We start from the raw sequence: 26,927 nt of genomic DNA, 5'->3' as shown, positions 1-26,927 counted from the left end.
AGCCAAAAGCTTAATTTCCCCTCCATAAATGATTACGTCATTCCTATATGAATCTGACTGAACTCAAGCAAAAGCCGATTACCGAACTGCTCGAATTGGCCGAACAGATGGGCATAGAAAATATGGCCCGTTCGCGCAAGCAGGACGTGATTTTCTCCCTGCTCAAGAAGCACGCGAAGAGCGGCGAGGAAATCTCCGGTGATGGCGTGCTGGAGATTCTCCAGGACGGCTTCGGCTTTCTCCGTTCCGCGGACGCTTCCTACCTTGCCGGCCCGGACGATATCTACGTCTCGCCGAGCCAGATCCGTCGCTTCAACTTGCGCACCGGTGACACCATCGTTGGCAAGATTCGCCCTCCCAAGGAAGGCGAGCGTTACTTCGCACTGCTCAAGGTCGACACGATCAACTTCGATCGTCCGGAAAACGCGAAGAACAAGATCCTGTTCGAAAACCTGACCCCGCTGTTCCCGACGGTGCGCATGAAGATGGAGGCCGGCAACGGCTCCACCGAAGACCTCACCGGTCGTGTCATCGACCTGTGCGCCCCTATCGGCAAGGGCCAGCGTGGCCTGATCGTGGCGCCGCCGAAAGCGGGCAAGACGATCATGCTGCAGAACATCGCGGCCAACATCGCCCGTAACAATCCTGAAGTTCATCTGATCGTGCTGCTGATCGACGAGCGTCCTGAAGAAGTGACCGAGATGCAGCGCACCGTGCGCGGCGAAGTGGTCGCCTCGACCTTCGACGAGCCGCCGACCCGCCACGTGCAGGTAGCCGAAATGGTGATCGAGAAGGCCAAGCGCCTGGTAGAACACAAGAAGGACGTGGTGATCCTGCTGGACTCCATCACCCGCCTGGCCCGTGCCTACAACACCGTGATCCCGAGCTCCGGCAAGGTGCTGACCGGTGGTGTCGATGCCCACGCCCTGGAAAAGCCCAAGCGCTTCTTCGGTGCCGCACGGAACATCGAGGAAGGCGGCTCGCTGACCATCATCGCCACCGCGCTGGTTGAAACCGGCTCGAAGATGGACGAAGTGATCTACGAGGAATTCAAGGGTACCGGCAACATGGAGCTGCCCCTGGACCGTCGTATCGCCGAGAAGCGTGTCTTCCCGGCCATCAACATCAACCGTTCCGGCACCCGTCGCGAAGAGTTGCTGACGGCCGACGACGAGCTGCAGCGCATGTGGATCCTGCGCAAGCTGCTGCATCCGATGGATGAAGTGGCAGCGATCGAGTTCCTGGTGGACAAGCTGAAAACCACCAAGACCAACGATGAGTTCTTCCTGTCGATGAAACGCAAGTAAATCGGGCAGGACAGGCAGTAGAAGCCGGGGAAACCCGGCTTTTTGCTATCTGTGCATTCACTATTCCGAACGGGCGGCGTTAAACTCGGGCCCCCGAACGCCACGGCCACCATGAGGCTTTTGCATGCAGTATCGCGATCTGCGCGACTTTATCAGCGGTCTGGAACAGCGCGGTGAACTCAAGCGCATCCAGGTGCCGGTGTCTCCCGTGCTCGAAATGACCGAGGTCTGCGACCGCACCCTGCGAGCCAAAGGCCCGGCGCTGTTGTTCGAAAACCCGACGGGCTTTGACATCCCGGTCCTGGGCAACCTGTTCGGCACACCGGAGCGAGTGGCCCTGGGCATGGGGGCCGAGGCCGTCAGCGAGTTGCGGGAAATCGGCAAGCTGCTGGCGTTTCTCAAGGAGCCCGAGCCGCCGAAGGGGCTGAAGGATGCCTGGTCCAAGCTGCCGATCTTCCGCAAGATCATTTCCATGGCACCGAAAGTCGTCAAGGACGCGATCTGTCAGGAAGTGATGATCGAGGGCGACGATGTCGACCTGGCCATGCTGCCGGTGCAGACCTGTTGGCCGGGCGACGTGGGCCCCTTGATCACCTGGGGCCTGACGGTTACCAAGGGGCCGAACAAGGAGCGCCAGAACCTGGGCATCTACCGCCAGCAGGTGATTGGTCGCAACAAGGTCATCATGCGCTGGCTGAGCCACCGCGGCGGTGCGCTGGACTATCGCGAGTGGTGCGAGAAACACCCCGGCCAGCCATTCCCGGTCTCGGTGGCCCTGGGGGCGGACCCGGCAACCATCCTCGGTGCTGTCACGCCCGTGCCGGACAGCCTCTCCGAATATGCCTTCGCCGGCCTGCTGCGGGGCAATCGTACCGAACTGGTGAAATGCCGCGGCAACGACCTGCAAGTCCCGGCCACCGCCGAGATCATCCTCGAAGGCGTGATCCACCCAGGCGAAATGGCGGACGAAGGACCATATGGCGATCACACCGGCTATTACAACGAAGTCGACAGCTTCCCGGTGTTCACCGTCGAGCGCATCACTCACCGGACCAAACCGATCTACCACAGCACCTACACGGGACGTCCACCGGATGAGCCGGCGATCCTCGGCGTGGCGCTGAACGAAGTGTTCGTGCCGATCCTGCAGAAGCAGTTTCCGGAAATCACCGACTTCTACCTGCCGCCGGAAGGTTGCTCGTATCGGATGGCCGTGGTGACCATGAAGAAGTCATATCCAGGGCATGCCAAGCGGGTGATGCTGGGGGTATGGTCGTTTCTACGACAGTTCATGTACACCAAGTTCGTTATCGTCACTGACGACGATATCAATGCACGGGACTGGAACGACGTGATCTGGGCCATCACCACGCGCATGGATCCCAAGCGCGATACGGTGATGATCGACAACACGCCCATCGACTACCTCGACTTCGCCTCGCCAGTGTCCGGCCTGGGGTCGAAGATGGGGCTCGATGCCACGCATAAATGGCCCGGTGAAACCACTCGTGAGTGGGGCCGGGTTATCGTCAAGGATGAAGCCGTTACCCAACGGATCGATGCCATCTGGAATCAGTTAGGAATAGATTGATGCGTGTAACCCTGCAGCCTTCCGGCGCGATACTTGAGATACAGCCCGCCGAGCGGATTCTCGATGGTGCGCGGCGCCTGGGCTATGAATGCCCGCAAAGCTGCCGCAACGGCAATTGCCATGTCTGTGGTGCGCTGCTGGTGGAAGGCCGCGTCCAGCAGGCTGGCGAAGTGCGCGATCACGGTGAGATTTTCACCTGCATCGCCGAGCCCCTGGAAGATTGCGTGGTGCTATGGGATGGGGTGCTGGCGCCGGGGGAGTTGCCGGTGCGCAACCTGGCCTGCCAGGTGGTCGAGTGCGTCGAGGTGGGCGGCGATGTCTGGCGGGTCAACCTGCGTGCGCCAGCGGGCAAGCCGCCGCGTTATCACGCCGGGCAATACCTGATGATCGAACGGGAGAACGGTGAGAAGTCGGCTTTCTCCCTGGCTTCGGCGCCGCATTCCGGACGAGACCTGCAACTGCACGTGCTGGTGCGTGAAAACAGTGCGCGAATGCTGCTTGAGCAGTTGCGTCGCAACCCCAGCGTGCGCGTCGAAATGCCGTTTGGCGACACTCACTTGTCCGAATTGCCGGAGGGTCCGCTGGTGCTGATTGCCGCCGGGACCGGCATGGCGCAGATGCACAGCCTGATCGAGCATTGCCGCGCAGCAGGTTTCAACCACCCGGTCCATCTGTACTGGGGCGTGCGCCGTCCGGAGGATTTCTACGAAATCGAGCATTGGGACGAGTGGAAGAAGCTTGCGAATCTGTTCCTGCACAAAGTCGTCAGCGACGTGTGTGGCTGGGAAGGACGCTGTGGGATGCTCCACGAAGCGGTATGCCAGGACATTGACGATCTCTGCGGTGTGCATGTCTACGCCAGCGGTTCGCCGGCCATGATCTACGCCACTCTCGATGCACTGGTCGAAGCCGGAATGGACGCCCACCAAATGCGCGCCGATGTGTTCGCCTATGCGCCGCGGGCTTGAGTCTCGCGCATTGATCCAGACCCAGGATCTGCTTTTGTGACGAGGGGATTGATCCTGTTGCGAAGGGATTTATCCCCGTTGGGCTGCGCAGCAGCCCCCCTTACAAGACCCCCGCATTAAGCCGGCCTACCGGGTTGACTGCTTTCAGGAGCTGCTGCCTAGCCCGGCAGCCCCTCTCCAAAGATATATATCTGCACATATGCCCATTCGATATTTAGCTCATGAGCCAGATGCCGTTAAGGTATATGCCATCGCCCCATCATTCATGGCATTCAATTTGCGTCGCTTCGCTCAGACGTCAGCCCCCTGACGCGCGACGGTCCACTTCCAACCCGCGAGGAGCCAACCGCTACCGGCCATGACCGCTATCGAATCCGCCATCCCCTGTGTCCCGTACCCACCGCGGCTCGACCTGGGGCCACAGCTGACTGGCGAGCAATTGCTCGCTTCGATGCAATCGACCATGCGCCTGCACCAAGGTGGCCCGGTCTGGTTGTTCGCCTACGGTTCGTTGATCTGGCGGCCGGAGTGCACAGCGGTGGAGCGGGTGCGCGGGCGAGTCCATGGTTATCATCGCGGCCTGTATCTATGGTCCCATGAACACCGTGGCACGCCGGAGTTGCCGGGGCTGGTGTTCGGGCTGGACCGCGGCGGTTCGTGCAGCGGTTTCGCTTATCGGTTGCCGCAAGAGAACCTCGAGGACTCGCTGTTTGCCTTATGGCAGCGCGAGATGCCCTTCCCGTCGTATCGGCCCCACTGGCTCAGTTGCCGCCTCGAAAATGGCAACCGGGTGCAGGCGCTGGGATTCGTACTGGAGCGACACCTGCCCAGCTATGCCGGCAACGTGCCGGACCATGTGCTGAACCAGGTGTTCGAAAGTGCGTGTGGGCGTTATGGCACGACCCGCGATTACGTCGAGCAGACCATCCAGGCCCTGCGTAGCCACGCCATGCCAGACCGGAATCTGGAGGCGCGGCTCAAGCGCTGCGGGTCAGTGCGCGATCAGGCCGTCACTTCTCGGCTCTGACTGGCGACTTGCTTGTGCCCCAGGGTGGGCGCGAGGAAGGCCATTGCCAGCAGGCAGGCGCCCACCAGCAGGACAAAACCGCCGTTCCAGCCGAAATGGTCCACGGTATAGCCCATGGCGGCACTGGCCGCGACCGAGCCGCCCAAGTAGCCAAACAGACCGGTGAAGCCGGCAGCGGTGCCAGCGGCTTTCTTTGGTGCCAGCTCCAGCGCCTGCAGGCCGATCAGCATGACCGGGCCATAGATCAGGAAGCCAATGGATACCAGGGCGATCATGTCGACGGTCGGGTTGCCCGCCGGGTTCAGCCAGTACACCAGCGTCGCCACGGTCACTAGCGCCATGAACACCATGCCTGTCAGGCCACGGTTGCCACGGAAGATCTTGTCCGACATCCAGCCGCACAGCAGCGTGCCCGGAATACCTGCCCACTCGTAGAAGAAATACGCCCAGGAGCTCTTGTCCACCGTGAAACCCTTGGCTTCCTTGAGGTAGGTGGGCGCCCAGTCCAGCACACCGTAGCGCAGCAGGTAGACGAACACGTTGGCCAAGGCGATGTACCACAGCATCTTGTTGCGCAGCACGTACTTGACGAAGATTTCCTTGGTGCTGAATTCGTTCTCGTGGCTGGCGTCGTAACCTTCCGGGTAATCGTCCTTGTATTTCTCGATGGGCGGCAGGCCCACCGATTGCGGGGTGTCGCGCATGGTCGCGAAGGCGAACAGCGCAACCATCAGCGCCACGGCCGCCGGGACATAGAACGCAGCGTGCCAGTCATTGAACCAGCCCATTCCCAGCAGGAACAGTGGACCGATCAGACCGCCGCCGACGTTATGCGCAACGTTCCACACCGACACCACGCCACCGCGTTCCTTCTGGGACCACCAGTGCACCATGGTCCGGCCACTGGGCGGCCACCCCATGCCCTGGGCCCAGCCGTTGATGAACAGCAGGATGAACATCATGGTCACGCTGGACGTCGCCCAAGGTGCGAAACCGAAAATAAACATCACCCCCGCAGAGACCAGCAGGCCGAATGGCAGGAAGTAGCGTGGGTTGGAACGGTCGGACACCAGGCCCATGAGGAACTTGGACAATCCATAGGCAATGGCGATGGCCGACATGGCCACGCCCAGCTGACCGCGGGTATAGCCTTCGTCGATCAGGTACGGCATGGCCAGGGAAAAGTTCTTGCGCAGCAGGTAGTAGCCGGCGTAGCCAATGAAGATGCCAGCGAAGATCTGCCAGCGAAGGCGTCGGTAGGTGCTGTCTATTTTTTCTTCAGGCAGAGGTGCCTGATGAGTGGCGGGACGAAAGAAAGCAAACATTCAAGGGCTCCAGATTCTTGTTATGACTGCGGATGCGAATGTTACAGTTTCGTTACCGAAAATAGCATTGCTTCTCATCGCTTAAATAGCAAAAACTTCCCGCAACGAATGTTCTTAAATGAACATGTCGCTCAGATATAAACAGATGGCGTTGTAGGAGATGTCGGCGCAGACCGTTTAGGCGTGATTCGATATCACGCCGCAAAGCTGCTTGAGGAAGGGGGGAGGGGAAAAAGCTCGTCCAGGGCGGCCTGCGCAAATCCGGCCAGGACCGCCCTGGTGCATTCAACGCACTTGCACGACCACCTTTCCAACGGCCTTTCGCTGGCCCAGGTCATTGATGGCCTGGGCGGCCTGGCTCAGGGGGTACACCTGGGAAACCAGCGGCTTGAGCTTGCCTTCGGCGAACCAGCCGAACAGCTGCTGGAAGTTGGCGGCGTTGTCCTGGGGCTGGCGCTGGGCGAAGGAGCCCCAGAACACCCCTACCACGGCGGCGCCCTTGAGCAACGCCAGGTTCACCGGCAACTCGGGGATGCGACCGCTGGCGAACCCCACCACCAGCAGCCGGCCATTCCAGGCGATGGCGCGAATGGCCTGGTCGAACAGGTCCCCACCCACCGGGTCGTAGATCACATCGGCGCCCTGGCCGTCGGTGAGGCGCTTGATTTCATCCTTCAGGCTCGTTTCGCTGTAGTCGATCAATTCGTCGGCACCCGCGGCCTTGGCCACGGCGAGTTTTTCCGCGCTGCTGGCGGCGGCAATCACCCGGGCGCCCATGGCCTTGCCGATCTCCACCGCGGCCAGGCCGACGCCGCCGGAGGCGCCCAGCACCAGCAGGGTTTCGCCGGGTTGCAGGTTGGCTCGCTGCTTGAGGGCATGCATCGAGGTGCCGTAGGTCATGCTGAATGCCGCGGCGGTGTTGAAGTCCATGGACGATGGAATGGGCAGGACGTTATAGCCCGGCACCGCGACCTGTTCGGCAAAGCTGCCCCAGCCGGTCAGCGCCATGACCCGGTCGCCGACTTTCAAGTGGCTGACCTTTTCGCCCACTTCACGGATGACTCCCGCCGCTTCGCCGCCGGGCGAGAAAGGGAAGGGAGGCTTGAACTGATACTTGCCCTCGATGATCAGCGTGTCAGGGAAATTCACCCCGGCGGCATGCACATCCAGCAACACTTCGTTCTTTTTCGCGACAGGGCTGGCGACTTCTTCCAGCACCAGCGATTCGGCGGGGCCGAATTCTTTGCACAGCACGGCTTTCATCAGGGCTATTCCTTTGGGAGTGTTGGCCGATAAGTGTAGGTGTGAGAGTCAATGGGTCAACGAGCATGCCCTGCCCTGATAGCCGGCCATAAGCTTGTGCTTGAGCGGCGGGGCGGTATGCTGGGCCGCAAACCGGATGAGGAGTCGAATGTGAAAGCGTGGATCATGTTGATGCTGGCCCTGTCGCTGCCTGTGATGGCGACGGCCGAAGAGGCCAAGGAGGCCAAGGAAGGCGAGGCGCCGAAGGTCAGTTACATCACCCTTAGCCCGCCTTTCGTGGGCAACTATGGCCTGGACGGTACGGCGAAGCTCAAGGTCTACAAGGCCGACGTGGCCCTGCGCGTCACGGGCGATGCCGCGGCGGCGGCGGTGAAGGCCAACGAGCCGCTGATCCGTAACCAGCTGGTTGCGCTGTTCGCCCAGCAGACCAGCGAGACGATGAACAACCTTGAAGCCAAGGAAAAGTTGCGTCAGGAAGCGTTGAAGCAGACCCAGCAGGTCATGAACGACGAGACAGGCAAGCCGATGGTGGATGACCTGCTCTTCAACAACCTGATCATCCAGTAGGTCGCTGCATCGCAGCCTTGAGGCACGCGCCGAGAATCGCGCGCGTGGCTCAAGGCCGCATCAAGAGGCCAGGCTCTTGCGGAACCGCCCCAGCGCGATCGCGAAGAACAGCAGCCCGATGGCCGCCAGCGCCAGCAGGTCCGGCCACACCACATCGACGCCAGCGTCACGGAACAGGATCGCCGCCCCCAGGCTGACGAAATGGGTGGATGGCGAGCCCTGCATCACCCACTGCAGCCATTGCGGCATGCTGTCCAGCGGCGTACTGCCGCCGGATAGCAGCAGCATCGGGATAATGACGGGAATCGACAGCAGCCCGAACTGTGGCGTGGAGCGAGCCAGGGTAGCCAGAAAAATACCCAGCGCGGTGCTGGCGAACAGGTAGAGGGCAGTCACTGCCAGGAAGAGTGGCAGGGAGCCGGCGAGGGGCACCCCCAGTGCGAACTTGACGACGACTTCCAGTGAGATCCAGGTACACAGGACCACCACCAGCATATTGCTGCAGATTTTCGCCAGCATGATCTCCAGCGCCGTCAATGGCAGCACCAGCAGGTGATCGAGGGTTCCGTGCTCGCGTTCGCGCAGCAGCGCAGTGCCCGTCAGGATGATGGCCAGGATCGTGATGTTATTGACGATCTGGATCACGGCCAGGAACCAGCCGCCTTCCAGGTTGGGGTTGAACAGTGACCGGGTGGCCAGCTTCACGGGCGTTCGCTCAGCCGCTTGCGCCTGGCCGCTGTAGCTCATCAATTCCTGCTGGAAAATCCGCCCGATGTAGCCGGCCCCCATGAAGGCCTGGCTCATGGCCGTGGCATCGACGTTCAGTTGCAGCGCCGGCTCGCGGCCGGCCAGCAGGTCGGTCTGGAAATTGGCGGGCACGTCGATGACAAACGTGTAGCGGCCACTGTCCATGACCTTGTCCAGCTCCCCATAGGGTAGCGCCACCGGTGTCTGGAACTCTGGTGGCTGCAGCGCCTGGGCCAGTTGGCGGGAGAGGTGGCTCTGGTCCTCATCCACCACCGCCACGCTGGCGTTGTGAACGCCGATGACTGAACCTGCGGCCGGCATGTAGATGGCCACGGTGAAGGCGTAGACCAGGAACAGCAGCAGGACCGAGTCATATCTCAGGCTGGTCAATTCCTTGAGTCCGAGGCGCCAGATGTGTGAAAGCGTATGCATCAGGCCTCCTGCTTCTTCAGCATGAGCAGGCTAAGCCCGGTGAATCCCAGGAAGAAGCCGCACAAGGCCAGGCATTGCGGCCACAGCTGGCGCAGGTCCAGGGCCTTGGTGAAGGTGCCGACAGCAATGTCCAGGAAGTAGCCGGCGGGAAACAACTGGCCCATCAGCGCCGCGGAGCCTTCCAGGGACGAGCGCGGCACGATCAGCCCGGAGAACTGGATGGTCGGCAGGCTGGTGATGATCATGGTGCCGAGGATCGCCGCGATCTGGGTGCGGGTGAATGCCGAGATCAGCATCCCCATGCTGGTAGTCGCCAGCACGTAGAGCAGGCCGCCCAATGCCAGTGCCAGGCCACTGCCCTTGAACGGCACGCCGAACAACCAGCGATTCATCGCCGTCAGCAAGGCCAGGTTGATCAGGCTGACAACCAGATAGGGCGCCTGTTTGCCCAGGAGGAACTCCAGGCGGGTCAGTGGTGTGGCGTAGAAGTTGGTAATCGAACCGAGCTCCTTTTCCCGGACGATGCCCAGCGCTGTCAACATGGCCGGGATGAAGGCCAGGATCAGCGCCATGACCCCTGGGCCAATGGCATTCACGCTGACCACGTCCTGGTTGTAGCGAAACCGGGTCTGCAGCTTCGCCCCGGCCTGTGGGTTCAGCGCCGGGCTGCTCTGTTCGGCCAACTGCTCGAGATTGGCTTGATGCACGGCCTGGACGTAGTTACGGCTGGTTTCGGCGCGAAACGGCATGCCTCCGTCCAGCCAGGCGCCGACGGTGGGCTGCCGGCCGGCATACAGGTCACGTCCGAAGCCGGGCGGGATCTCCAGGGCCAGCTTGATTTCCGAGCGTTGCAGGCGTCGATGCAGCTCATCGGCGTCCCGGATGGCCGGTTGCTCCTCGAAGTAGCGTGAGCTGCGAAAAGCTTCCAGGTAGGCGCGGCTCTGCGGGCTCTGATCCTGGTCGAACACGGCGAATGCGAGTTTTTCCACATCCAGGGAAATGCCGTAGCCGAAGATCACCATCATGAACAGCGCCCCGAGCAAGGCGAATGCCATGCGGACCTTGTCCCGCAGCAGTTCCTTGCCCTCCCGGCTGGCGACGGCCAGCAGCCGACCGAGGCTCAGGCCATGCCGGTCCCGCGGGGCCTCGCTGCTGTCGAGGGTTACCGGGGGAGTGCCTGACTGGGTCTGACCCTGGGCCTGCTCCAGACAAGTGACGAACGCGGCCTCCAGGGTCTGGCCGTTGAACTGTGCCTGCAGGGCTTGCGGCGTATCGCAGGCCAACACCTTGCCGGCGTGCATCAGCGAAATGCGGTCGCAACGCTGGGCTTCGTTCATGAAGTGCGTGGAGAGGAAAATCGTCACGCCTTGTTCGCGAGACAGCTCGATCAGCAATCGCCAGAAGTCGTCCCGCGCCGCCGGGTCGACGCCTGATGTCGGTTCGTCCAGGATCAGGACTTCCGGACGGTGCAGCACCGCCACCGCCAGTGACAAGCGTTGGCGCAGGCCCAGGGGCAGGGCGCCGGAAGGCTGGTCGGCGTGGTCCCGCAGCTTGAAGCGCTCGATCAGTTCTTCGATGCGGCTGCCACTTTCGGCCTTGGGCAGGTCGAACAGCCTGGCGTGCAGGGCCAGATTCTGGCGCACGCTCAATTCGCCATACAGTGAAAAGCTCTGAGACATGAAACCTACCCGTTTGCGGGTGGCGAGGTCCCTGGCATCGACCGGGTTGCCCAGCAGCCGGGCGCTGCCTTCGCTGGCGGGCATGAGCCCGGTCAGCACTTTCATGGTGGTGGTCTTGCCGCAACCGTTGGAGCCCAGGAAGCCGAAGATCTCCCCGCGTCCAATCGCGAAGCTGACCTTGTCGACTGCCGTGAAGTCGCCGAAGCGCAAGGTCAGGTCGTGGGCCTCGATGGCGATGTCGGCGGTGTCGCTGTTCCTGGGCGGAATCGCCAACGGCTCGGTGTCGCGGCTGCTGTCGCCCTGGAAATGGGTAAACGCCGAGTCGAGCTTGCCGGTGGGTGTGACCGCCGCCAATTCCTTGCTCAATCCCTCGGCCAGCAAGCGACCGTTGTCGAGCATCAGGCAGTGCTCGAACTGCTCGGCCTCTTCCATATAGGCCGTGGCGACCAGCAGGGTCAGTTGTGGCCGTTGTCGGCGTACATCCTCTACCAGTTCCCAGAAGCGGCGCCGGGACAGCGGATCCACGCCAGTGGTGGGTTCGTCGAGAATCAGCAGGTCCGGTTCGTGGATCAGGGCGCAACACAGGCCCAGTTTCTGTTTCATGCCGCCGGACAGCTTGCCCGCCGGGCGGTCGGCAAAGCCCTGCAGATCGGTCGCCAGCAGCAGTTTGCCCATGCGCTGTTCGCACTCGCCCCGGGATAACCCGAACAGCGTGCCGAAGAACCGGACGTTCTCGCGTATCGACAAGTCCGGGTAAAGATTGCCTCCCAGTCCTTGAGGCATGAAGGCGATGCGACGATAGAGGGTGTTGCGATGGCGCCGCTCCTCGATCGAGGCGCCCAGTACCTCCAACCGACCCTGCTGGAGCTTCTTCACGCCGGCAATCAGCCCCAGCAAGCTCGACTTGCCTGCCCCGTCCGGGCCGATCAGGCCGCAACGGGTGCCGGCGGGCAGGCTGAAGGCGATGTCGCTCAGGGCGACATGCGGGCCGTAGCGGTGCTCGAGGCCTGAGGCGTGCAGTGCCAGCTCGCCGCCGCTGGCGTTCATTGCAGGTTGGCCGGCCAATCGACGGGGGCCGTGCGCACGTAGCCGGCGCCGGGCATGCCGGGCTTGGCCTGGGGAACTTCGCCGGGCCGGGTCAGGCGTATCTTGACCCGAAATACCAGTTTCTGGCGTTCGTCGCGGGTTTCGACTTCCTTGGGAGTGAATTGGGATTTGGCCGCCACGAAGCTGACCGTCGCCGGCAGCGGTCGCTCGGGCAGGGCGTCGAGCAACAGCCGCGCCTCGTCCCCCACGGTCAGCTTACCGGCCACCGACGCCGGCAGATAAAGGTTCATGTACTGGTCGTTCGGATCGATCATCAGTAGCACCCGTCCGCCTGCGCCCAACACTTCGCCGGGTTCGGCCAGGCGCAGCTGGATCACGCCGTCGATGGGCGCGCGCAGGCTGCTGTCGTCTATTTCGCTGGTCAGTTGGGCGACCTGGGCCAGGCTCGCACCGATGGCGGCGGCGGCCGCCGATACCTGGGCCCGGGCCGCGTTGACGGCGGCGTTGGCGGTATCGAAGCGGGCTTGCTGCTGGTCGATGGTCTGTTCGCTGGCGTAGCCGCGCTTGAACAGTTCCTGGGTTCGCTTGAGCTCCTGGTGGGCGAGCAGTTGCTCGCTGTGTCGCAGTTGCACGTTGGCCTCGGTGGCCGCCAGGTTCTCCCGGGCCCGCGTCACTTCGGCCTCGGCCTGGTTGCGCTGGGCCTCGAGGGTCCGGGTGTCCATGCGCGCCAGCAACTGGCCCTTGACCACATGGTCGCCTTCATCGACATGGACTTGCGCCAGCCGGCCCGGGGTTTTGCTGGCGATCTGGACTTCGGTGGCCTCGAGGCGACCGTTGCCCATGCTCAGACCCTCCGGCAGGCGATCCTGCCGGGATTTCCAATAGCCGAATCCACCGGCGGCCAGCAACACCGCCATCAGGGCGAAGACAAAAAAGCGAGAGAGGTGAGGGGGCGTCGACATGTCCGGCATCCTGCGGCTGTAGCGCTGCAGTCTAGCTGCACAATCCTGGGTCGAGCTTGATATCCATCAACTCATGACCTGTCAGCGCAGCGCTATGATCGCTGCCCACTGCTCGGGCGTCACCGGCATGACCGAAAGGCGCGAGCCTTTGTGCACCAGTGGCATCTCGGCCAGGGCGCTCTGCTGCTTGAGCAAGTCCAGCTTCAGAACGCGGGGGAATGTCTCGACATGGCCCACGTCCAGCGCGCTCCAGGGGTTCTTGTCCGGACCGGCCTTCGGGTCGAAGTAAGGGCTATCGGGTTCCAGGGCCGTAGGGTCGGGATAGGCGGCCTTGACGATTTTTCCGATACCGGCGATTCCGGGTTCGGGGCAGCTGGAGTGGTAAAAGAAAAAGGTGTCGCCCTGGGCCATGGCCCGCAGGAAGTTGCGTGCCTGGTAATTGCGCACGCCATCCCAGCGTGCCTGGCCGAGCTGCTCCAGGCCTCGGATGGACAGTTCGTCGGGCTCGGATTTCATCAGCCAATGGGCCATGGTTTCTACTCCTGGAGACAGGGTTTGAAAAAAGTTCTACGATTTTATGACAAACCGACAGTCGGTTGACGCCAGTGTTTGCGTGTCGGTTCAGGTTGCCGCAAAATGCCGGCCTTCCAAGCTTGACGCTGCTGCACGGCCAATAAGAAAACCGCTGCTGTCATCGTGTGTGATATGCCTTGAGGGGGGCAATCGATGAAACGCAAACCGGATTTGTTGTGGATTCTGGTCATTCTGTTCGGCCTGGGTGTCGTGACCACGGGTTACGCCCAGAGTCTTTGGGCCAGCAAGACCGAAGCGCCGATGGATATCACCCAGCCCGCGCCGTCGCTTAAACGCTGAACCTGCCTTTCGGACGCCGCTGTCCAATGCGGCGTCTATTGCGCGATATACCAGCGCCTGTCACTGACCGTTCCTTGCAGCGGTACGTCCCAACTCGCCTGCGCCAGCCTTTCGACCTTCTGACATTCATGAGCCAGGCCCAGCAACGTCGGCTTTCGCCATTGCTTGCGCCGCGCCAGATAGGCCAGGCTTCGGTCGTAGAATCCACCCCCCATGCCCAGCCGGCCTCCCACATCGTCGAATCCCACCAGTGGCAACAGCACCAGGTCCAATGCCCAGACCTTGCGTTGCCGGGCGATGCTGACATGGGGTTCAAGGATGCGAAAACGGTTGGGGCGCAGTTTCTCGCCGGGGCGGATGCGTTGAAAAACCATCTTGGTGCGAGGCCACGGGCTGAGCACCGGCAGGTAGGTGGCCTTGCCTCGACGCTGGGCGGCGCGCAGCAGCAGGCGCGGGTCGATCTCGCCGTCGTTGGGCAGGTACAGGGCGATATGCCTGGCACGGCGAAACAAGGGGTGCTGGGCCAGTTGCCGATAGAGGCCGCGGGCGGCTTCGCGTTGCTGGGCCGGTGTCAGGGCGCGGCGGGCCTGACGCAGCAGGCGTCGCAGTTGTGGACGAGGCAGTAGCGCGGGTTCGGTCATGGTCGGTGCTTGGAATGGTTCATGGACGCACAGCGTAACCGTAAACGATGCCACCAGAAATGCCGATGCCAGACACAACAATGCCAGTCTTGATGACTGGCATTGTCTGAAGATTCAGGCTCCCCGGATGAACCGCTGTCGGCTTAGCCCTTGAACCCGAGAGTTCAAGGTGGAAGTTGCAGGAGGCGTTAAGGCTTTCCGTCAAGCGGACATGCACACCGGCCCCAACGTGCAACCCCCGTGGTTGTGCGTATCGGCTCAGGGACATCACCAACTGGCAAGCACCCCAGGGAGTGAGGCGAGTATACCTCAGGCTGTCTCGCGAATCAGCCCTTGCTGACGTCCGGATCGGTGGCCAGTACCAGATCCACCCGTTCGAGCAGGTCGCGGACCTGTTCGCGGGTCGAGCCGCTGATCTGTACCTCGGGCGTATCCTGGCGATGCAAGAGGTCGTGGGTGATGTTCAAGGCGGCCATCACGGCGATGCGGTCGGCACCGATGACTTTGCCGCTGCTGCGGATCTCGCGCATCTTGCCGTCCAGGTAGCGGGCGGCGCTCACCAGGTTGTTGCGCTCTTCCTGGGGGCAGATGATCGAATACTCTTTGTCGAGGATCTGCACGGTAACGCTATTGCTTGAACTCATGAGTCTTGCTCCAGGGCCTTGAGGCGCGAAATCATCGATTCGACCTTACGCCGGGCGATTTCGTTTTTTTCAATGAGGTGCGCGCGTTCCTCGCGCCAGGTCTTTTCCTGAGCTAATAGGAGTCCGTTTTGACGCTTAAGTTGCTCGACCCGGTCAATTAGCAGCTCGAGTCTGGCCATCAGCGCTTGCAGGTCGGTGTCTTCCATTGTGATCCACTGTCTGATGGGGGATGTGGGTCGCACAGCCTTTAATGGTCTTGGCGAGTCTGTCGATGTAGGATACAAGGCCTCCATTCTAGACATAGCGCCGTCTGGCGCCTAGCTGCCCATGCCCATTCAGAATTCCCCGTATCAAGCTTTCGCCACCCTGCTGAGCACCAGCGGCCACCCCGTATCGCCTGCCGAACTGCATGGCCTGTTGCTCGGCCGCAGCTGCGCCGGTGCCGGCTTCGACGCCGAGGGTTGGCTGGCCGACGCCGCCGAGCTGCTGGAAGGCGAGCCGGCGGACAACGTCCGCAATGCTCTCATCGGCCTGCAGGAGATGGTCAAGGGTGAGTTGACCAGCGATGACATGACTGTCGTCCTGCTGCTGCCCACCGACGATGCGCCGCTGGCCGAACGCGCTGCCGCGCTGGGCCAGTGGTGCCAGGGTTTCCTTGCCGGCTTCGGCCTGACTCGCCGCGCCTATGCGCTGAGCGCCGAGGCGAACGAAGTGCTGCAGGACCTGGCGGCGATTTCCCAAGTCCAGGATGCCCTGGAAGAGTCCGATGACGGCGAAAGCGATTACATGGAAGTGATGGAATACCTGCGGGTCGCGCCCCTGTTGCTGTTCACCGAGACCCGGAAAACCGCCGAGCCGGCCGCCAAGCCGTCCTTGCACTGATTGCTGGAAAGGGAAAGCCGTCTGCCCATGATCCATATCCCGAAATCGGAATACAGCCGTCGCCGCAAGGCCCTGATGGCGCAGATGGAACCCAACAGCATCGCCATCCTGCCCGCGGCCGCCGTGGCGATCCGCAATCGCGACGTCGAGCATGTCTATCGCCAGGACAGCGATTTCCAGTACCTCAGCGGGTTCCCCGAGCCTCAGGCGGTGATCGTGCTGATGCCGGGCCGGGTCCATGGCGAATACATCCTGTTCTGCCGCGAGCGCAACGCCGAGCGTGAGTTGTGGGATGGCCTGCGAGCCGGCCAGGAGGGCGCGATCCGTGACTACGGCGCCGACGACGCGTTTCCCATCACCGACATCGACGACATCCTGCCGGGGCTGATAGAAGGCCGCGACCGGGTCTATTCGGCCATGGGCAGCAATCCCGAATTCGACCGGCACCTGATGGAGTGGATCAACGTGATTCGCTCCAAGGCCAACCTCGGCGCCCAGCCGCCGAACGAATTCGTTGCCCTGGATCATCTGCTGCATGACATGCGCCTGTATAAATCGGCGGCGGAAGTGAAGGTCATGCGCGAGGCAGCCCGGATTTCCGCTCGTGCGCATGTGCGGGCGATGCAGGCAGCGCGTCCGGGACTGTACGAATACAGCCTGGAAGCCGAACTGGATTATGAGTTCCGCAAGGGCGGGGCGAAGATGACGGCCTATGGCTCGATCGTCGCGGCGGGTCGCAATGGTTGCATCCTGCACTACCAGCAGAACGATGCGCTGCTCAAGGATGGCGACCTGGTGTTGATCGACGCCGGTTGTGAAATCGACTGCTACGCCAGTGACATCACGCGGACGTGGCCGGTCAACGGCCGGTTCTCGCCCGAGCAGAAGGCGATCTACGAGCTGGTGCTGGCCGCCCAGGAAGCCGCGTTCGCCGAGATCGCGCCAGACAAGCACTGGAACCAGGCCCATGAAGCGACCGTGCGGGTCATTACCGAAGGGCTGGTGCGCCTGGGGTTGCTGGAGGGGGACGTGGACGAGTTGATCGCCAGCGAAGCCTATCGCACGTTCTATATGCACCGTGCCGGCCATTGGCTGGGCATGGACGTGCACGACGTGGGTGAATACCGGGTCGGTGGCGAGTGGCGGGTGCTGGAAGTCGGCATGACATTGACCGTGGAGCCGGGCATCTACATCGCGCCCGGCAACCGCAGCGTAGCGAAAAAATGGCGCGGCATTGGCGTGCGCATCGAGGACGACGTGGTAGTGACCAAGAACGGCTGTGAAATCCTGACCAGGGATGTACCGAAGACAGTAGCCGAAATCGAGGCCCTGATGGCCGCCGCGCGGACGCAAGCGGCATGAGCCGGGTCAATCTGGCAATCATCGGCGGAGGCCTGGTCGGCGCGAGCCTGGCCCTGGCCCTGCAGGCCGGTGCCAAGGCCCGGGGCTGGACGATCACCCTGATCGAGCCTTTCGCCCCCGGCGACGCCTGGCAGCCGAGCTACGATGCCCGCTCCTCGGCGCTGTCGTTCGGTTCCCGGCAGATCTACCAGCGCCTCGGTCTCTGGCAGGAGGTTTCCCGTCGCGCCGAACCCATCAAGCAAATCCACGTGTCCGATCGCGGGCGATTTTCCACGGCGCGGCTGTCGGCCATGGAAGAGGGGGTGCCCGCTCTGGGCTACGTGGTGGAAAACGCCTGGCTCGGCCAGTGCCTGTGGCAGGGCCTGGACAGGGACGTAGTGAGCTGGCGGTGCCCGGCGCAGGTCATTCGGATGGAGCCCCTGGCAGGCGGCTACCGCCTGACCCTGGATGATGAAACCACCCTGGAATGCGACCTGGCGGTGCTGGCAGACGGCGGCCGTTCCAATCTGCGGGAGCAGTTGGGCGTAGGCGTGCGGCACCGTCCTTATGACCAGAGCGCGTTGATTGCCAATATCACCCCTGGCGAAGCCCATAACGGCATGGCCTTCGAACGTTTCACCGACGAGGGGCCGATGGCCCTGCTGCCGTTGCCGGAGAACCGCTGCGCACTGGTCTGGACCCGCCAGGGTATGGACGCGCAACGTCTGGCGGCCCTCGACGAGCGCAGTTTCCTGGAGGAACTGCAGGGCGTGTTCGGGTATCGACTGGGCATCCTCAAGCAGGTAGGCGCGCGCCATCTGTATCCGTTGGCGCTGGTGGAGGCCGAAGAGCAGGTGCGCCCGCACCTGGCGATCCTGGGCAATGCTGCCCATAGCCTGCATCCGATCGCCGGGCAGGGGTTCAACCTGTCCTTGCGCGATGCCCAGGCCTTGGCGGACGCCTTGCTCGACAGTGACACCCCGCCAGGGGACTTCGCCGTGTTGCAAGCCTATCGCGAACGCCAGCGACTGGATCAGAACCTGACGGTCGGGTTCTCCGACCAGGTGACTCGCCTGTTCAGCAGCAGCCTGCCGCTGGTTTCCCTGGGGCGTAACCTGGGCCTGCTGGGCCTCGACCTCTTGCCTGGGGCCAAGCGCTGGTTCGCCCGCCAGGCCATGGGCCTGGGAACGCGGCCCGATGTCTGGAGCGATGTATGAGCGATGCCATGGGCACCAGGTCCGATCAATCTTTCCAAGGGCGGCTGATGTCGCCCGCAGCACAGGCTTGAAGCATGGAATTGCGTGCAGATCTGCTGATTGTCGGCGCCGGTATGGTCGGCAGCGCCCTGGCGCTGGCCTTGCAAGGCAGTGGCCTGCAAGTGTTGCTGGTCGATGGCAGCCCGATGAGTGTCAAACCCTTCGACTCCCAGGCCCCGTTCGAACCCCGGGTCAGTGCCTTGTCGGCGGCCAGCCAGCGGATCCTGGAGCGTCTGGGCGTCTGGGGGGGGATCGCCGCACGGCGTGCCAGCCCGTATACCGATATGCACGTCTGGGACGGTAGCGGTACCGGACAGATCCATTTCTCGGCTGCCAGCCTGCATGCCGACGTACTGGGGCACATCGTGGAAAACCGTGTGGTGCAGGATGCGTTGCTGGACCGGCTGCACGACTGCGACCTGGGCCTGCTGGCCAACGCACGGCTGGAGCAGATGCGCCGCTCCGGTGACGAATGGCTGCTGACCCTGGCCGATGGCCGTACCCTGCGGGCCCCCCTGGTGATCGCCGCCGACGGCGCGAACTCCGCGGTGCGCCGGCTGACGGGGGTAGCCACGCGCGAGTGGGATTACCTGCATCACGCCATCGTCACCAGCGTGCGCAGCGCCCGGCCGCATCGGATGACGGCATGGCAGCGGTTCACCGATAACGGGCCATTGGCGTTCCTGCCCCTGGAGCGCGATGGTCGACACGACTGGTGCTCGATCGTCTGGTCCACCACGCCCGGCGAAGCGCAGCGTTTGATGGCCCTCGATGACGGCACTTTCTGCGGCGAGCTGGAGCGGGCCTTCGAAGGCCAGCTCGGCCAGGTCATCGAGGCCGACCCACGCCTGTGCGTACCGTTGCGTCAACGGCACGCCAAGCGCTACGTGGCCGAAGGCCTGGCGCTGATCGGCGATGCGGCCCACACCATTCACCCCCTGGCGGGCCAAGGGGTCAACCTGGGGTTCCTCGATGCGGCGGTGCTGGCCGAAGTGTTGCTCCAGGCGAGCGGGCGGGGCGAGCGGCTGGCGGACGTCAAGGTGCTGAGTCGCTACGAACGTCGGCGCATGCCCCATAACCTGGCGTTGATGGCGGCGATGGAAGGTTTCGAACGGTTGTTCCAGGCCGATCCGTTGCCGGTGCGCTGGTTGCGCAACACCGGGCTGCGGCTGGTGGACGGGTTGCCCGAGGCCAAGGCGTTGTTCGTACGCGAGGCGCTGGGATTGACCGGGGACTTGCCGGACCTGGCCAAGGCCTGAACGCTGTTGCCCCGACGTGCAACATTTGGAAACGTCTTGGCCCAAGGTTCGATTGTGACGCCAAATGTGAGTCCTTATCATTTGCGCTCGTTCATAATCGAGAGACCGCTACCATGTTGGCATCCAAGCGCCTGCTGTCCGCCCTCGCCCTGACCCTGCTCGGCACCACGGCCGTCCAGGCCGCCGATGAGGTGGTGGTCTACTCCTCGCGTATCGATGAACTGATCAAGCCGGTCTTCGATGCGTACACCAAGAAGACCGGCGTCCCGGTGAAGTTCATCACCGACAAGGAAGCGCCGTTGATGCAACGCATCAAGGCCGAAGGCGAAAACGCCACTGCCGACCTGCTGCTGACCGTCGATGCCGGCAACCTCTGGCAGGCCGAGCAGATGGGCATCCTCCAGCCGTTCACCTCCCCGGTGATCGATGCCAACATCCCGCCCCAGTACCGCGCGTCTTCCCATGCCTGGACAGGCTTGAGCCTGCGGGCGCGGACCATTGCCTATTCCACCGAGCGGGTCAAACCCGGCGAGCTGACTACGTATGAAGCCCTGGCAGGCGATGAGTGGGAAGGCCGCCTGTGCCTGCGCACCTCGAAGAAGGTCTACAACCAGTCCCTGACCGCCACCCTGATCGAAACCCACGGTGCCGAAAAAACCGAGCAGATCCTCAAGGGCTGGGTCCGCAACCTGTCCACGGATGTGTTCTCCGACGATACCGCGTTGCTGGAGGCCATCAATGCCGGCCAGTGCGATGTCGGCATCGTCAACACCTACTACTTCGGTCGCCTGCACCAGCAGAAACCGGACTTGAAGGTGAAACTGTTCTGGCCCAACCAGGCAGACCGTGGGGTGCACATCAACCTCTCGGGTATCGGCCTGACCAAGTACGCGCCGCATCCGGAGGCGGCGAAGAAGCTGGTGGAGTGGATGACCACGCCCGAAGCCCAGAGCATCTTTGCCGACATCAACCAGGAATTCCCGGCCAACCCGAAGGTGCAGCCGTCCAAGGAAGTGGCTGCCTGGGGCCCGTTCAAGGCAGACACCCTGCCGGTGGAAGTGGCGGGCAAGCGCCAGGCCGAAGCCATTCGCATGATGGACCGCGCTGGCTGGAACTGATCGCCGGCCAGGCTCTGTGACGAGGGAGTCGATTCCTGCGGGGCGAAGCGATCCGGATACGAGCGCCGCTTGGAGAGGCTCATCGCGACGCATGCCTGGAAAGCCAACCGAAGGCGCCCCTTCATCACCACATGTCCTGTGCGGCTGAATGGCTGCGTCATAGAATAAGTGCCCACGCAAAACGTGGGCACAGTCATTTGAACGAGAATCCCCCTTGACCCACCCTGTCCAACGCCGCTGGTACCCCCTGGTCTTCGTCATCGCCGCGTTGGTCCTGCTGCCCCTGAGTGTCCTGCTGCTTTCCTGGCAGAGCATTGACTGGCAGATCTGGTCCCATCTCTGGGACACCCAGATGCCACGTCTGCTGGGCAACACGTTGACGTTGATCATCGGTGTAGGGGTGGGTGTCACCTTGCTGGGGGTCAGCCTTGCCTGGCTCACCAGCCTCTGCGAATTTCCCGGCCGACGTTGGCTCGACTGGGCGTTGATGTTGCCATTCGCGATCCCTGCCTATGTGTTGGCTTTTGTTTTCGTCGGCCTGCTGGATTTTGCCGGCCCGGTGCAGACCTTGCTGCGCGAAGGGTTCGGCAGTGGCCTGCGCCTGCCTCGGGTGCGCTCCACCGGTGGGGTGATCCTGGTGCTGGTGCTGGTGTTCTATCCCTATGTGTATCTGCTGGCGCGAAGCGCGTTCCTGGCCCAGGGCAAGGGCTTGATGGAGGCGGCCCGGGTGCTGGGCCAATCGCCCTGGCAGGCCTTCTGGAGAGTGGCGCTGCCGATGGCCCGGCCAGCCATCGGAGCCGGCGTGGCACTGGCGTTGATGGAGACACTGGCGGATTTCGGCGCGGTGTCGGTGTTCAACTTCGACACGTTCACCACCGCCATCTACAAGACCTGGTACGGCTTCTTCAGCCTCTCCAGTGCGGCGCAATTGGCCAGCCTGCTGTTGCTGGCGGTGATGCTGGTGCTTTATGGCGAACGTCGCGCCCGGGGAGCCCAGCGGGCCAGCAACGAGCGGCCCAGGGTCAAGGCTCTGTACCACCTGCGGGGAGTCAAGGCCGTGGCGGCCAGTGGCTGGTGCCTGCTGGTGTTCGCCTGTGCTTTCATCATTCCAGTACTGCAACTGGTGGTGTGGTTCTGGCAGCGGGGGCGCTTCGACCTGGATGAGCGCTATGCCGGGTTGATCCTCCACACACTTTACCTGGGTAGCCTGGCGGCACTGGTCACCGTGTGTGTGGCGCTGCTGCTGGCTTTCGCCCGCCGCCTGGCGCCAACCCGTACGATCCGGGCCGGCGTGGGCCTGGCGAACCTGGGGTATGCCTTGCCGGGTTCGGTACTGGCAGTGTCGATCATGCTTGCGTTCAGCTACCTGGATCGGGAACTGGTCATACCGTTGTCGACCCTGCTTGGCGGTGCGGGCCAGCCGTTGTTGCTGGGCAGCCTGTCGGCCCTGTTGCTGGCGTACCTGGTGCGCTTCCTGGCGGTGGCATACGGCCCGCTGGAAAGCAGCCTGGGACGAATCCGTCCTTCACTGCCCGAAGCTGCACGCAGTCTTGGGGCCAGTGGCCCAAGACTGTTTTTCAAAGTGTATCTGCCCTTGCTGCTGCCCGGCATCTTGAGCGCGGCGTTGCTGGTGTTCGTGGATGTCCTCAAGGAAATGCCCGCGACCCTGCTGATGCGCCCGTTCGGCTGGGACACGCTGGCGGTGCGGATCTTCGAGATGACCAGCGAGGGGGAGTGGGCGCGGGCCGCTTTGCCGGCGTTGACCCTGGTGCTGGTGGGGCTGTTGCCGGTGATCGGATTGATACGTCGTTCGGCACGCTAGGCCCTGTCTGAAAAGCCTTGATACTCGTTCATGCTGCGTTGAAAACGCTGGCTCGTGCGCGAGTCCGATCGCAATGCTCATTTACTCCAGTAAAGTCGAGCGCGACCCCGGTCGTTCCTCGCCGGTTTTCGCCCTGCCTGACCTTAGTCTCAAGACTTTTCAAACAGAGCCTAGCGGTCGCAGGTGTCAGTCTACTGTCATGCGGCTACAATGCGCGGCATTCGGTGCGGTCTGTCTGTCAGACCGGGTAACTGAGAGCGGCTGAAAATACTCTTCGGCGTTCGCGCTGTGCAGTGCCCGTCCGCATCTTCGCCAAGCCCGGAAGGAGAAACCCATGGGACAGCGTACGCCTCTGTATGACCTTCATCTCGCCCTTGGCGCGAAGATGGTCGATTTTGGCGGTTGGGATATGCCCTTGCATTACGGTTCGCAAGTCGAGGAGCACCATCAGGTGCGTCGCGACTGCGGTGTGTTCGACGTATCCCACATGACCGTGATCGATGTCGACGGTCCCCAGGCCAAGGCCTGGCTGCAACGCCTGCTCGCCAACGACGTGGACCGCTTGCAGCAAACGGGGCGAGCCCTCTACAGCGCCATGCTCAACGAACGCGGCGGCATCGTCGACGACATGATCATCTATCGGATCGAGGACAGTTACCGTCTGGTCTTCAATGCCTCGACCCGCGACCAGGACCTGGCCTGGATGCAGGCGCAGCTCGGCGGATATGACGTGCAACTGCGCGAACGTCCCGAGCTGGCGATGCTGGCGATCCAGGGGCCCCAGGCCCGGCACAAGATTGCCGAGCTGGTCACTCAATCACGTGGCCAGTTGATCCAGCAGCTAAAGCCTTTCGAAGGGCGCGCCGACGGTGACTGGTTCATCGCCCGCACCGGCTACACCGGTGAGGATGGCCTGGAAATTGTCCTGCCTGCACACGAAGCGCCAAGTTTCTTCAACGACCTGGTGGGCGCCGGTATTTCTCCCATAGGCCTCGGCGCCCGGGACACCCTGCGCCTGGAGGCCGGCATGAACCTCTACGGTCAGGACATTCACCAGGACATTTCCCCACTGGCCTCGAACATGGCCTGGAGCATTGCCTGGGAGCCGGCGAGCCGTCAGTTCATCGGGCGCGCGGCGCTGGAAGCCGAGCTGGCCGCAGGCGTGCAGCATAAACTGGTCGGCCTGGTGCTGGAGGAACGCGGCGTCCTGCGTGCCCATCAGGTGGTTCGCATCGCCGATGTTGGCGAAGGGGAGATCACCAGTGGTAGTTTTTCTCCTACGCTTAGCAAGTCGATCGCCCTGGCACGCGTTCCGATGGCCACCGCCGACCGTGCCGAGGTGGAAATTCGCGGTAAGTGGTACCCGGTACGGGTGGTCAAGCCGACCTTCGTCCGCCATGGCAAAACCCTGATCTAACCTTTTGCTGGCCATTGGCCGCTGACACTTCTCTAGAGGACACAGAATATGAGCGACATCCCTGCCGAACTGCGTTTTGCCGAAAGTCACGAGTGGGCGCGCCTGGAGGCTGACGGTAGCGTCACCGTGGGTATTTCCGATCACGCTCAGGAGGCACTGGGTGATGTCGTGTTCATCGAGCTGCCGGAGCTTGGCAAAGAATTGGCGGCCGGTGATGCGGCAGGGGTGGTGGAATCGGTGAAGGCAGCTTCGGACATCTATTCGCCCGTGTCGGGTGAAGTCGTTGCAGTCAACGAAGCCCTGGGTGACGAGCCGGAAGCGCTGAACAATACGCCCTACGAATCGTGGATCTTCAAGATCAAGCCTTCCGATGCAGATGCCGACCTGGGCAAATTGCTGGATGCAGCGGGTTACAAAGCCGCTATCGGCGAATAACCGCGCCCACAGGATGGTCGATGTTGACGTCGACTTTTCTCAGCCAAAAAAAAGCCGCTTGATCGAGCGGCTTTTTTTTGGCGTTGAATCAGTCCTGGGCGATGGCGTTTTTCGCCAGGATCGCGTTGGCCAGTTCCATGTCGCTGGCCTGCAGGCCAGGGTTGTCGGCACGGACTTTCTGCATGGCCGCTTCCAGGTATGGGCCGCGGATGTTGCCGTCACTGGCGACGAAGCTGCCGGCGTCGTCCTGGGCGGCGACGATCAGCTTGTTGTCCTTGAACGTCAGGTAGGTGGAACCGGTGGTCGCACCGGATGAAATGACGTTACGCCAAAACGTGTCGGCCATCGCCGAGCCAACAGGAAGAGACAGCAAGGCCAGGGTCGCGACAGCAAGTTTGAGACGCATGATAGGTGACTCCACAGGGTTAACTATGACTTTGGATTACCTGCGCCTCGATTCAGTTCCGTGACTGCCTGGTCAGGTGTCGCCGAACTCATTTCTGTTCGCTTTGCGGCGTCACCCGGAGCACTTCCTCCACGGTCGTCAGCCCGGCGGCGACCTTCTGGGCGCCGGACAGTCGCAAGCTGCGCATGCCTTCCTTGAAGGCCTGGCGACGCACCGCCAGCAGGTCGGTGTCGGCGTGGATGAGCCCCTTGATGCTGTCGCTCAATTGAAGAATTTCATACACCCCGGCGCGCCCGCGATAGCCGGTGTCGCGACACTCCAGGCAGCCGACGGCCTGCTGGGCGTTGCTGGGCAGCGGGGCTTGCCAGGGGCGCGTCAGGGTTTGCCAGTCGTCCTCGTCCAGGGCCAGGGGGGCCTTGCAATGGGGACACAACGTGCGCACCAGGCGCTGGGCCATGACCCCCAGTACCGTGGCCTTGATGAGGTAATGGGGCACGCCGAGTTCCAGCAGGCGGCTGATGGCGCTGGGGGCGTCGTTGGTGTGCAACGTCGAGAGCACGAGGTGTCCGGTGAGCGCGGCCTGGATCGCCATCTCGGCGGTTTCCAGGTCGCGGATCTCGCCGATCATGATGATGTCCGGGTCCTGGCGCATCAGCGCCCGGACTCCGGCGGCGAAGCTCAGGTCGATGTTGTGCTGCACCTGCATCTGGTTGAAGGAGGCCTCGACCATTTCGATCGGATCCTCGATGGTGCAGAGATTCACCTCCGGTGTCGCCAGCTTCTTGAGGGTGGTGTAGAGGGTGGTGGTCTTGCCGGACCCGGTGGGGCCGGTCACCAGGACGATGCCGTTGGGCTGGCGGGTCATGTCCTGCCAGCGCCGCAGGTCATCGGCGGAAAAGCCGAGCTGGTCGAAGTCCTTGAGCAGCACTTCCGGGTCGAAGATCCGCATGACCATCTTTTCGCCGAAGGCCGTGGGCAGTGTCGACAGGCGCAATTCCACCTCGCCGCCGTCCGGGGTCTTGGTCTTGACCCGGCCGTCCTGGGGCTTGCGCTTTTCCGCGACGTTCATTCGCCCCAGGTTCTTGAGGCGACTGATGATCGCCATCGTCACCTGCGGCGGGAACTGGTAGACGGTGTGCAGCACCCCGTCGATGCGAAACCGCACCGTCCCCTGTTCGCGACGTGGTTCGATGTGGATATCGCTGGCACGTTGCTGGAAGGCGTACTGGAACAGCCAGTCGACGATATTGACGATGTGCGCGTCGTTGGCGTCCGGCTCCTGGTCGCTGGCGCCAAGGTTGAGCAGTTGCTCGAAGTTGCTCAGGTTGCTCGGTTGCTGGTCGGTCGTGCTGGCACCGCTGACCGATTTGGCGAGGCGGTAGAACTCCACGCTCAGGCGCTGGATATCCACGGGGTTGGCCACCACTCGCTTGATCGGCAGCTTGAGGACGTGGGTCAGGTCCGATTCCCAGCTCCTGACGTACGGCTGGGCGCTGGCGACGGTGACCGCGTCGCGATCGACCGCCACCGCCAGGATCTTGTGGCGCTGGGCGAAGGCGTAGGACATCAGGGGCGTGACGGCCGCGACGTTGATCTTCAGCGGGTCGATGCGCAGGTAGGGTTGGCCGGCCTGCTGGGACAGCCACAGGGTCAGGCTTTCCAGGTCGAGTCGCTTGCCTGGGCGGCTCAGGTCGTCCAGGTGCTGGTTGGCGATGAACTCCAGCGGATGCAACTGGGCATTGGCACCGTGGCGCCGCCGGGCGTTGAGCGCGGTCTCGGCCGAGTCCTGGCTGATGAAGCCCTGGGCGACCAGTTGGCGCAGCAGATCGTTGAGGTCCAGCCAGCGGTCCTGAGTGGCGTGTTTGGTGGACATGCGGGTTTCCTATTGGACAAATTCAGCAAAGCCGCGATGTAGACG

At 62.8% G+C, this 26,927-nt stretch carries 25 protein-coding genes and 1 other RNA gene; 14 read left to right on the top strand and 12 right to left on the bottom strand.

From position 1 onward, the window contains the following. Positions 1–47 precede the first annotated feature (47 nt). From rho to BLP99_RS05435, 4 genes are all read left to right on the top strand, one after another. Positions 48–1,307, top strand: coding sequence for a transcription termination factor Rho (rho, locus tag BLP99_RS05450; RefSeq protein ID WP_003206716.1), 1,260 nt, complete (start codon positions 48–50; stop codon positions 1,305–1,307). Positions 1,308–1,431: 124 nt separating this feature from the next. Continuing rightward, entirely contained in the window at positions 1,432–2,898 is a 1,467-nt protein-coding gene (gene ubiD, locus BLP99_RS05445; protein ID WP_072458546.1) for a 4-hydroxy-3-polyprenylbenzoate decarboxylase, read from the top strand. After that, positions 2,898–3,866, top strand: a complete 969-nt coding sequence (locus BLP99_RS05440) for a CDP-6-deoxy-delta-3,4-glucoseen reductase (RefSeq protein ID WP_072390479.1) — start codon at positions 2,898–2,900, stop codon at positions 3,864–3,866. The genes ubiD and BLP99_RS05440 overlap by 1 nt, the downstream gene beginning before the upstream one ends. Positions 3,867–4,224: 358 nt before the next feature. After that, on the top strand, positions 4,225–4,893 hold the full coding sequence (locus tag BLP99_RS05435) for a gamma-glutamylcyclotransferase (protein ID WP_072430928.1): 669 nt from the start codon (positions 4,225–4,227) through the stop codon (positions 4,891–4,893). Here the strand turns inward: BLP99_RS05435 and glpT are convergent. Both glpT and BLP99_RS05425 read right to left on the bottom strand, forming a co-directional pair. After that, a complete protein-coding gene (gene glpT, locus BLP99_RS05430) occupies positions 4,869–6,218 on the bottom strand; it encodes a glycerol-3-phosphate transporter (protein ID WP_072390475.1) in 1,350 nt (449 codons plus the stop codon). The two genes, BLP99_RS05435 and glpT, sit on opposite strands and share 25 nt — an antisense overlap. A gap of 285 nt (positions 6,219–6,503) precedes the next feature. After that, a complete protein-coding gene (locus tag BLP99_RS05425; RefSeq protein ID WP_076406002.1) occupies positions 6,504–7,481 on the bottom strand; it encodes an NADPH:quinone oxidoreductase family protein in 978 nt (325 codons plus the stop codon). A gap of 150 nt (positions 7,482–7,631) precedes the next feature. Here BLP99_RS05425 and BLP99_RS05420 point away from each other — a divergent pair, with 150 nt between their 5' ends. Next, complete coding sequence (locus BLP99_RS05420) at positions 7,632–8,048, top strand: flagellar basal body-associated protein FliL (RefSeq protein ID WP_072390879.1); 417 nt, start codon at positions 7,632–7,634, stop codon at positions 8,046–8,048. Positions 8,049–8,108: 60 nt separating this feature from the next. Here the strand turns inward: BLP99_RS05420 and BLP99_RS05415 are convergent, their stop codons facing one another. From BLP99_RS05415 to BLP99_RS05400, 4 genes are all read right to left on the bottom strand, one after another. Further along, positions 8,109–9,227 (bottom strand): ABC transporter permease, encoded by a 1,119-nt coding sequence (locus tag BLP99_RS05415; RefSeq protein ID WP_072390469.1) that lies wholly within the window; start codon positions 9,225–9,227, stop codon positions 8,109–8,111. After that, on the bottom strand, positions 9,227–11,953 hold the full coding sequence (gene rbbA / locus BLP99_RS05410) for a ribosome-associated ATPase/putative transporter RbbA (protein ID WP_092179889.1): 2,727 nt from the start codon (positions 11,951–11,953) through the stop codon (positions 9,227–9,229). The genes BLP99_RS05415 and rbbA overlap by 1 nt, the downstream gene beginning before the upstream one ends. Continuing rightward, the gene (locus BLP99_RS05405) at positions 11,950–12,915 is read right to left on the bottom strand and encodes an HlyD family secretion protein (protein ID WP_371128581.1); all 966 of its coding nucleotides are present in this window, start codon (positions 12,913–12,915) and stop codon (positions 11,950–11,952) included. The genes rbbA and BLP99_RS05405 overlap by 4 nt, the downstream gene beginning before the upstream one ends. A gap of 81 nt (positions 12,916–12,996) precedes the next feature. Continuing rightward, positions 12,997–13,446, bottom strand: coding sequence for an EVE domain-containing protein (locus tag BLP99_RS05400; RefSeq protein ID WP_072390460.1), 450 nt, complete (start codon positions 13,444–13,446; stop codon positions 12,997–12,999). A gap of 195 nt (positions 13,447–13,641) precedes the next feature. Between BLP99_RS05400 and BLP99_RS26375 the strand changes: the two genes are divergently transcribed. After that, positions 13,642–13,788, top strand: coding sequence for a hypothetical protein (locus tag BLP99_RS26375; RefSeq protein WP_092179885.1), 147 nt, complete (start codon positions 13,642–13,644; stop codon positions 13,786–13,788). A 35-nt stretch (positions 13,789–13,823) separates the two neighbouring features. On the opposite strand, the gene BLP99_RS05390 is transcribed toward BLP99_RS26375, so the two are convergent. The 4 genes from BLP99_RS05390 to BLP99_RS05375 form a co-directional block, all read right to left on the bottom strand. Then, positions 13,824–14,429 carry a 5-formyltetrahydrofolate cyclo-ligase gene (locus BLP99_RS05390; RefSeq protein WP_072390457.1) on the bottom strand — a complete coding sequence of 202 codons (606 nt, stop codon included), beginning with the start codon at positions 14,427–14,429 and terminating at the stop codon, positions 13,824–13,826. A gap of 116 nt (positions 14,430–14,545) precedes the next feature. Continuing rightward, a non-coding RNA gene (ssrS, locus tag BLP99_RS05385) (6S RNA) lies at positions 14,546–14,725 on the bottom strand. A 30-nt stretch (positions 14,726–14,755) separates the two neighbouring features. Next, positions 14,756–15,073 (bottom strand): cell division protein ZapA, encoded by a 318-nt coding sequence (locus BLP99_RS05380; protein ID WP_072390454.1) that lies wholly within the window; start codon positions 15,071–15,073, stop codon positions 14,756–14,758. After that, positions 15,070–15,279: a TIGR02449 family protein gene (locus BLP99_RS05375; protein ID WP_017845111.1), complete on the bottom strand. Its 210-nt coding sequence runs from the start codon at positions 15,277–15,279 to the stop codon at positions 15,070–15,072. Before BLP99_RS05375 ends, BLP99_RS05380 begins: the two co-directional genes overlap by 4 nt. A 121-nt stretch (positions 15,280–15,400) precedes the next feature. Here BLP99_RS05375 and BLP99_RS05370 point away from each other — a divergent pair, with 121 nt between their 5' ends. The 8 genes from BLP99_RS05370 to gcvH all read left to right on the top strand — a co-directional run bounded on the left by BLP99_RS05370 (position 15,401) and on the right by gcvH (position 24,603). Further along, positions 15,401–15,955, top strand: coding sequence for a YecA/YgfB family protein (locus BLP99_RS05370; RefSeq protein ID WP_072390451.1), 555 nt, complete (start codon positions 15,401–15,403; stop codon positions 15,953–15,955). Between the two features lie 27 nt (positions 15,956–15,982). Beyond that, the gene (pepP, locus tag BLP99_RS05365) at positions 15,983–17,317 is read left to right on the top strand and encodes a Xaa-Pro aminopeptidase (protein WP_072390448.1); all 1,335 of its coding nucleotides are present in this window, start codon (positions 15,983–15,985) and stop codon (positions 17,315–17,317) included. Next, positions 17,314–18,513 carry a 2-octaprenyl-6-methoxyphenyl hydroxylase gene (gene ubiH, locus BLP99_RS05360; RefSeq protein ID WP_072390445.1) on the top strand — a complete coding sequence of 400 codons (1,200 nt, stop codon included), beginning with the start codon at positions 17,314–17,316 and terminating at the stop codon, positions 18,511–18,513. Before pepP ends, ubiH begins: the two co-directional genes overlap by 4 nt. An 80-nt stretch (positions 18,514–18,593) precedes the next feature. After that, positions 18,594–19,811 carry a 2-octaprenyl-3-methyl-6-methoxy-1,4-benzoquinol hydroxylase gene (locus BLP99_RS05355; protein WP_176776492.1) on the top strand — a complete coding sequence of 406 codons (1,218 nt, stop codon included), beginning with the start codon at positions 18,594–18,596 and terminating at the stop codon, positions 19,809–19,811. A gap of 113 nt (positions 19,812–19,924) precedes the next feature. Beyond that, complete coding sequence (locus tag BLP99_RS05350; RefSeq protein ID WP_072390439.1) at positions 19,925–20,929, top strand: extracellular solute-binding protein; 1,005 nt, start codon at positions 19,925–19,927, stop codon at positions 20,927–20,929. A gap of 214 nt (positions 20,930–21,143) precedes the next feature. After that, a complete protein-coding gene (locus tag BLP99_RS05345; RefSeq protein ID WP_092179880.1) occupies positions 21,144–22,751 on the top strand; it encodes an ABC transporter permease in 1,608 nt (535 codons plus the stop codon). Between the two features lie 334 nt (positions 22,752–23,085). Continuing rightward, a complete protein-coding gene (gene gcvT / locus BLP99_RS05340; protein ID WP_072390433.1) occupies positions 23,086–24,168 on the top strand; it encodes a glycine cleavage system aminomethyltransferase GcvT in 1,083 nt (360 codons plus the stop codon). A gap of 48 nt (positions 24,169–24,216) precedes the next feature. Next, positions 24,217–24,603 (top strand): glycine cleavage system protein GcvH, encoded by a 387-nt coding sequence (gene gcvH, locus BLP99_RS05335; RefSeq protein WP_072390428.1) that lies wholly within the window; start codon positions 24,217–24,219, stop codon positions 24,601–24,603. An 88-nt stretch (positions 24,604–24,691) separates the two neighbouring features. Here the strand turns inward: gcvH and BLP99_RS05330 are convergent, their stop codons facing one another. Beyond that, positions 24,692–25,012: a DUF2388 domain-containing protein gene (locus tag BLP99_RS05330; protein ID WP_172834654.1), complete on the bottom strand. Its 321-nt coding sequence runs from the start codon at positions 25,010–25,012 to the stop codon at positions 24,692–24,694. Positions 25,013–25,097: 85 nt separating this feature from the next. Next, a complete protein-coding gene (locus BLP99_RS05325) occupies positions 25,098–26,882 on the bottom strand; it encodes a type IV pilus assembly ATPase TfpB (protein ID WP_072390422.1) in 1,785 nt (594 codons plus the stop codon). Between the last annotated feature and the right edge of the window lie 45 nt (positions 26,883–26,927).

Source organism: Pseudomonas sp. NFACC32-1 (assembly GCF_900101215.1).
Lineage (GTDB): Bacteria > Pseudomonadota > Gammaproteobacteria > Pseudomonadales > Pseudomonadaceae > Aquipseudomonas.
The sequence above is the reverse complement of the archived record's forward strand: the minus strand, read 5'-3'. Positions and strand labels throughout refer to the sequence as shown.

Coding starts and splice junctions, on each gene's coding strand:
- glpT (WP_072390475.1), bottom strand. CDS start 6,218: ATGTTTGCTTTCTTTCGTCCCGCCACTCATCAGGCACCTCTGCCTGAA.
- ubiD (WP_072458546.1), top strand. CDS start 1,432: ATGCAGTATCGCGATCTGCGCGACTTTATCAGCGGTCTGGAACAGCGC.
- rbbA (WP_092179889.1), bottom strand. CDS start 11,953: ATGAACGCCAGCGGCGGCGAGCTGGCACTGCACGCCTCAGGCCTCGAG.
- pepP (WP_072390448.1), top strand. CDS start 15,983: ATGATCCATATCCCGAAATCGGAATACAGCCGTCGCCGCAAGGCCCTG.
- gcvT (WP_072390433.1), top strand. CDS start 23,086: ATGGGACAGCGTACGCCTCTGTATGACCTTCATCTCGCCCTTGGCGCG.
- BLP99_RS05370 (WP_072390451.1), top strand. CDS start 15,401: ATGCCCATTCAGAATTCCCCGTATCAAGCTTTCGCCACCCTGCTGAGC.
- ubiH (WP_072390445.1), top strand. CDS start 17,314: ATGAGCCGGGTCAATCTGGCAATCATCGGCGGAGGCCTGGTCGGCGCG.
- rho (WP_003206716.1), top strand. CDS start 48: ATGAATCTGACTGAACTCAAGCAAAAGCCGATTACCGAACTGCTCGAA.
- BLP99_RS05390 (WP_072390457.1), bottom strand. CDS start 14,429: ATGACCGAACCCGCGCTACTGCCTCGTCCACAACTGCGACGCCTGCTG.
- BLP99_RS05350 (WP_072390439.1), top strand. CDS start 19,925: ATGTTGGCATCCAAGCGCCTGCTGTCCGCCCTCGCCCTGACCCTGCTC.
- BLP99_RS05405 (WP_371128581.1), bottom strand. CDS start 12,915: ATGTCGACGCCCCCTCACCTCTCTCGCTTTTTTGTCTTCGCCCTGATG.
- BLP99_RS05415 (WP_072390469.1), bottom strand. CDS start 9,227: ATGCATACGCTTTCACACATCTGGCGCCTCGGACTCAAGGAATTGACC.
- BLP99_RS05375 (WP_017845111.1), bottom strand. CDS start 15,279: ATGGAAGACACCGACCTGCAAGCGCTGATGGCCAGACTCGAGCTGCTA.
- BLP99_RS05425 (WP_076406002.1), bottom strand. CDS start 7,481: ATGAAAGCCGTGCTGTGCAAAGAATTCGGCCCCGCCGAATCGCTGGTG.
- BLP99_RS26375 (WP_092179885.1), top strand. CDS start 13,642: ATGAAACGCAAACCGGATTTGTTGTGGATTCTGGTCATTCTGTTCGGC.
- BLP99_RS05380 (WP_072390454.1), bottom strand. CDS start 15,073: ATGAGTTCAAGCAATAGCGTTACCGTGCAGATCCTCGACAAAGAGTAT.
- BLP99_RS05400 (WP_072390460.1), bottom strand. CDS start 13,446: ATGGCCCATTGGCTGATGAAATCCGAGCCCGACGAACTGTCCATCCGA.
- BLP99_RS05325 (WP_072390422.1), bottom strand. CDS start 26,882: ATGTCCACCAAACACGCCACTCAGGACCGCTGGCTGGACCTCAACGAT.
- gcvH (WP_072390428.1), top strand. CDS start 24,217: ATGAGCGACATCCCTGCCGAACTGCGTTTTGCCGAAAGTCACGAGTGG.
- BLP99_RS05440 (WP_072390479.1), top strand. CDS start 2,898: ATGCGTGTAACCCTGCAGCCTTCCGGCGCGATACTTGAGATACAGCCC.
- BLP99_RS05435 (WP_072430928.1), top strand. CDS start 4,225: ATGACCGCTATCGAATCCGCCATCCCCTGTGTCCCGTACCCACCGCGG.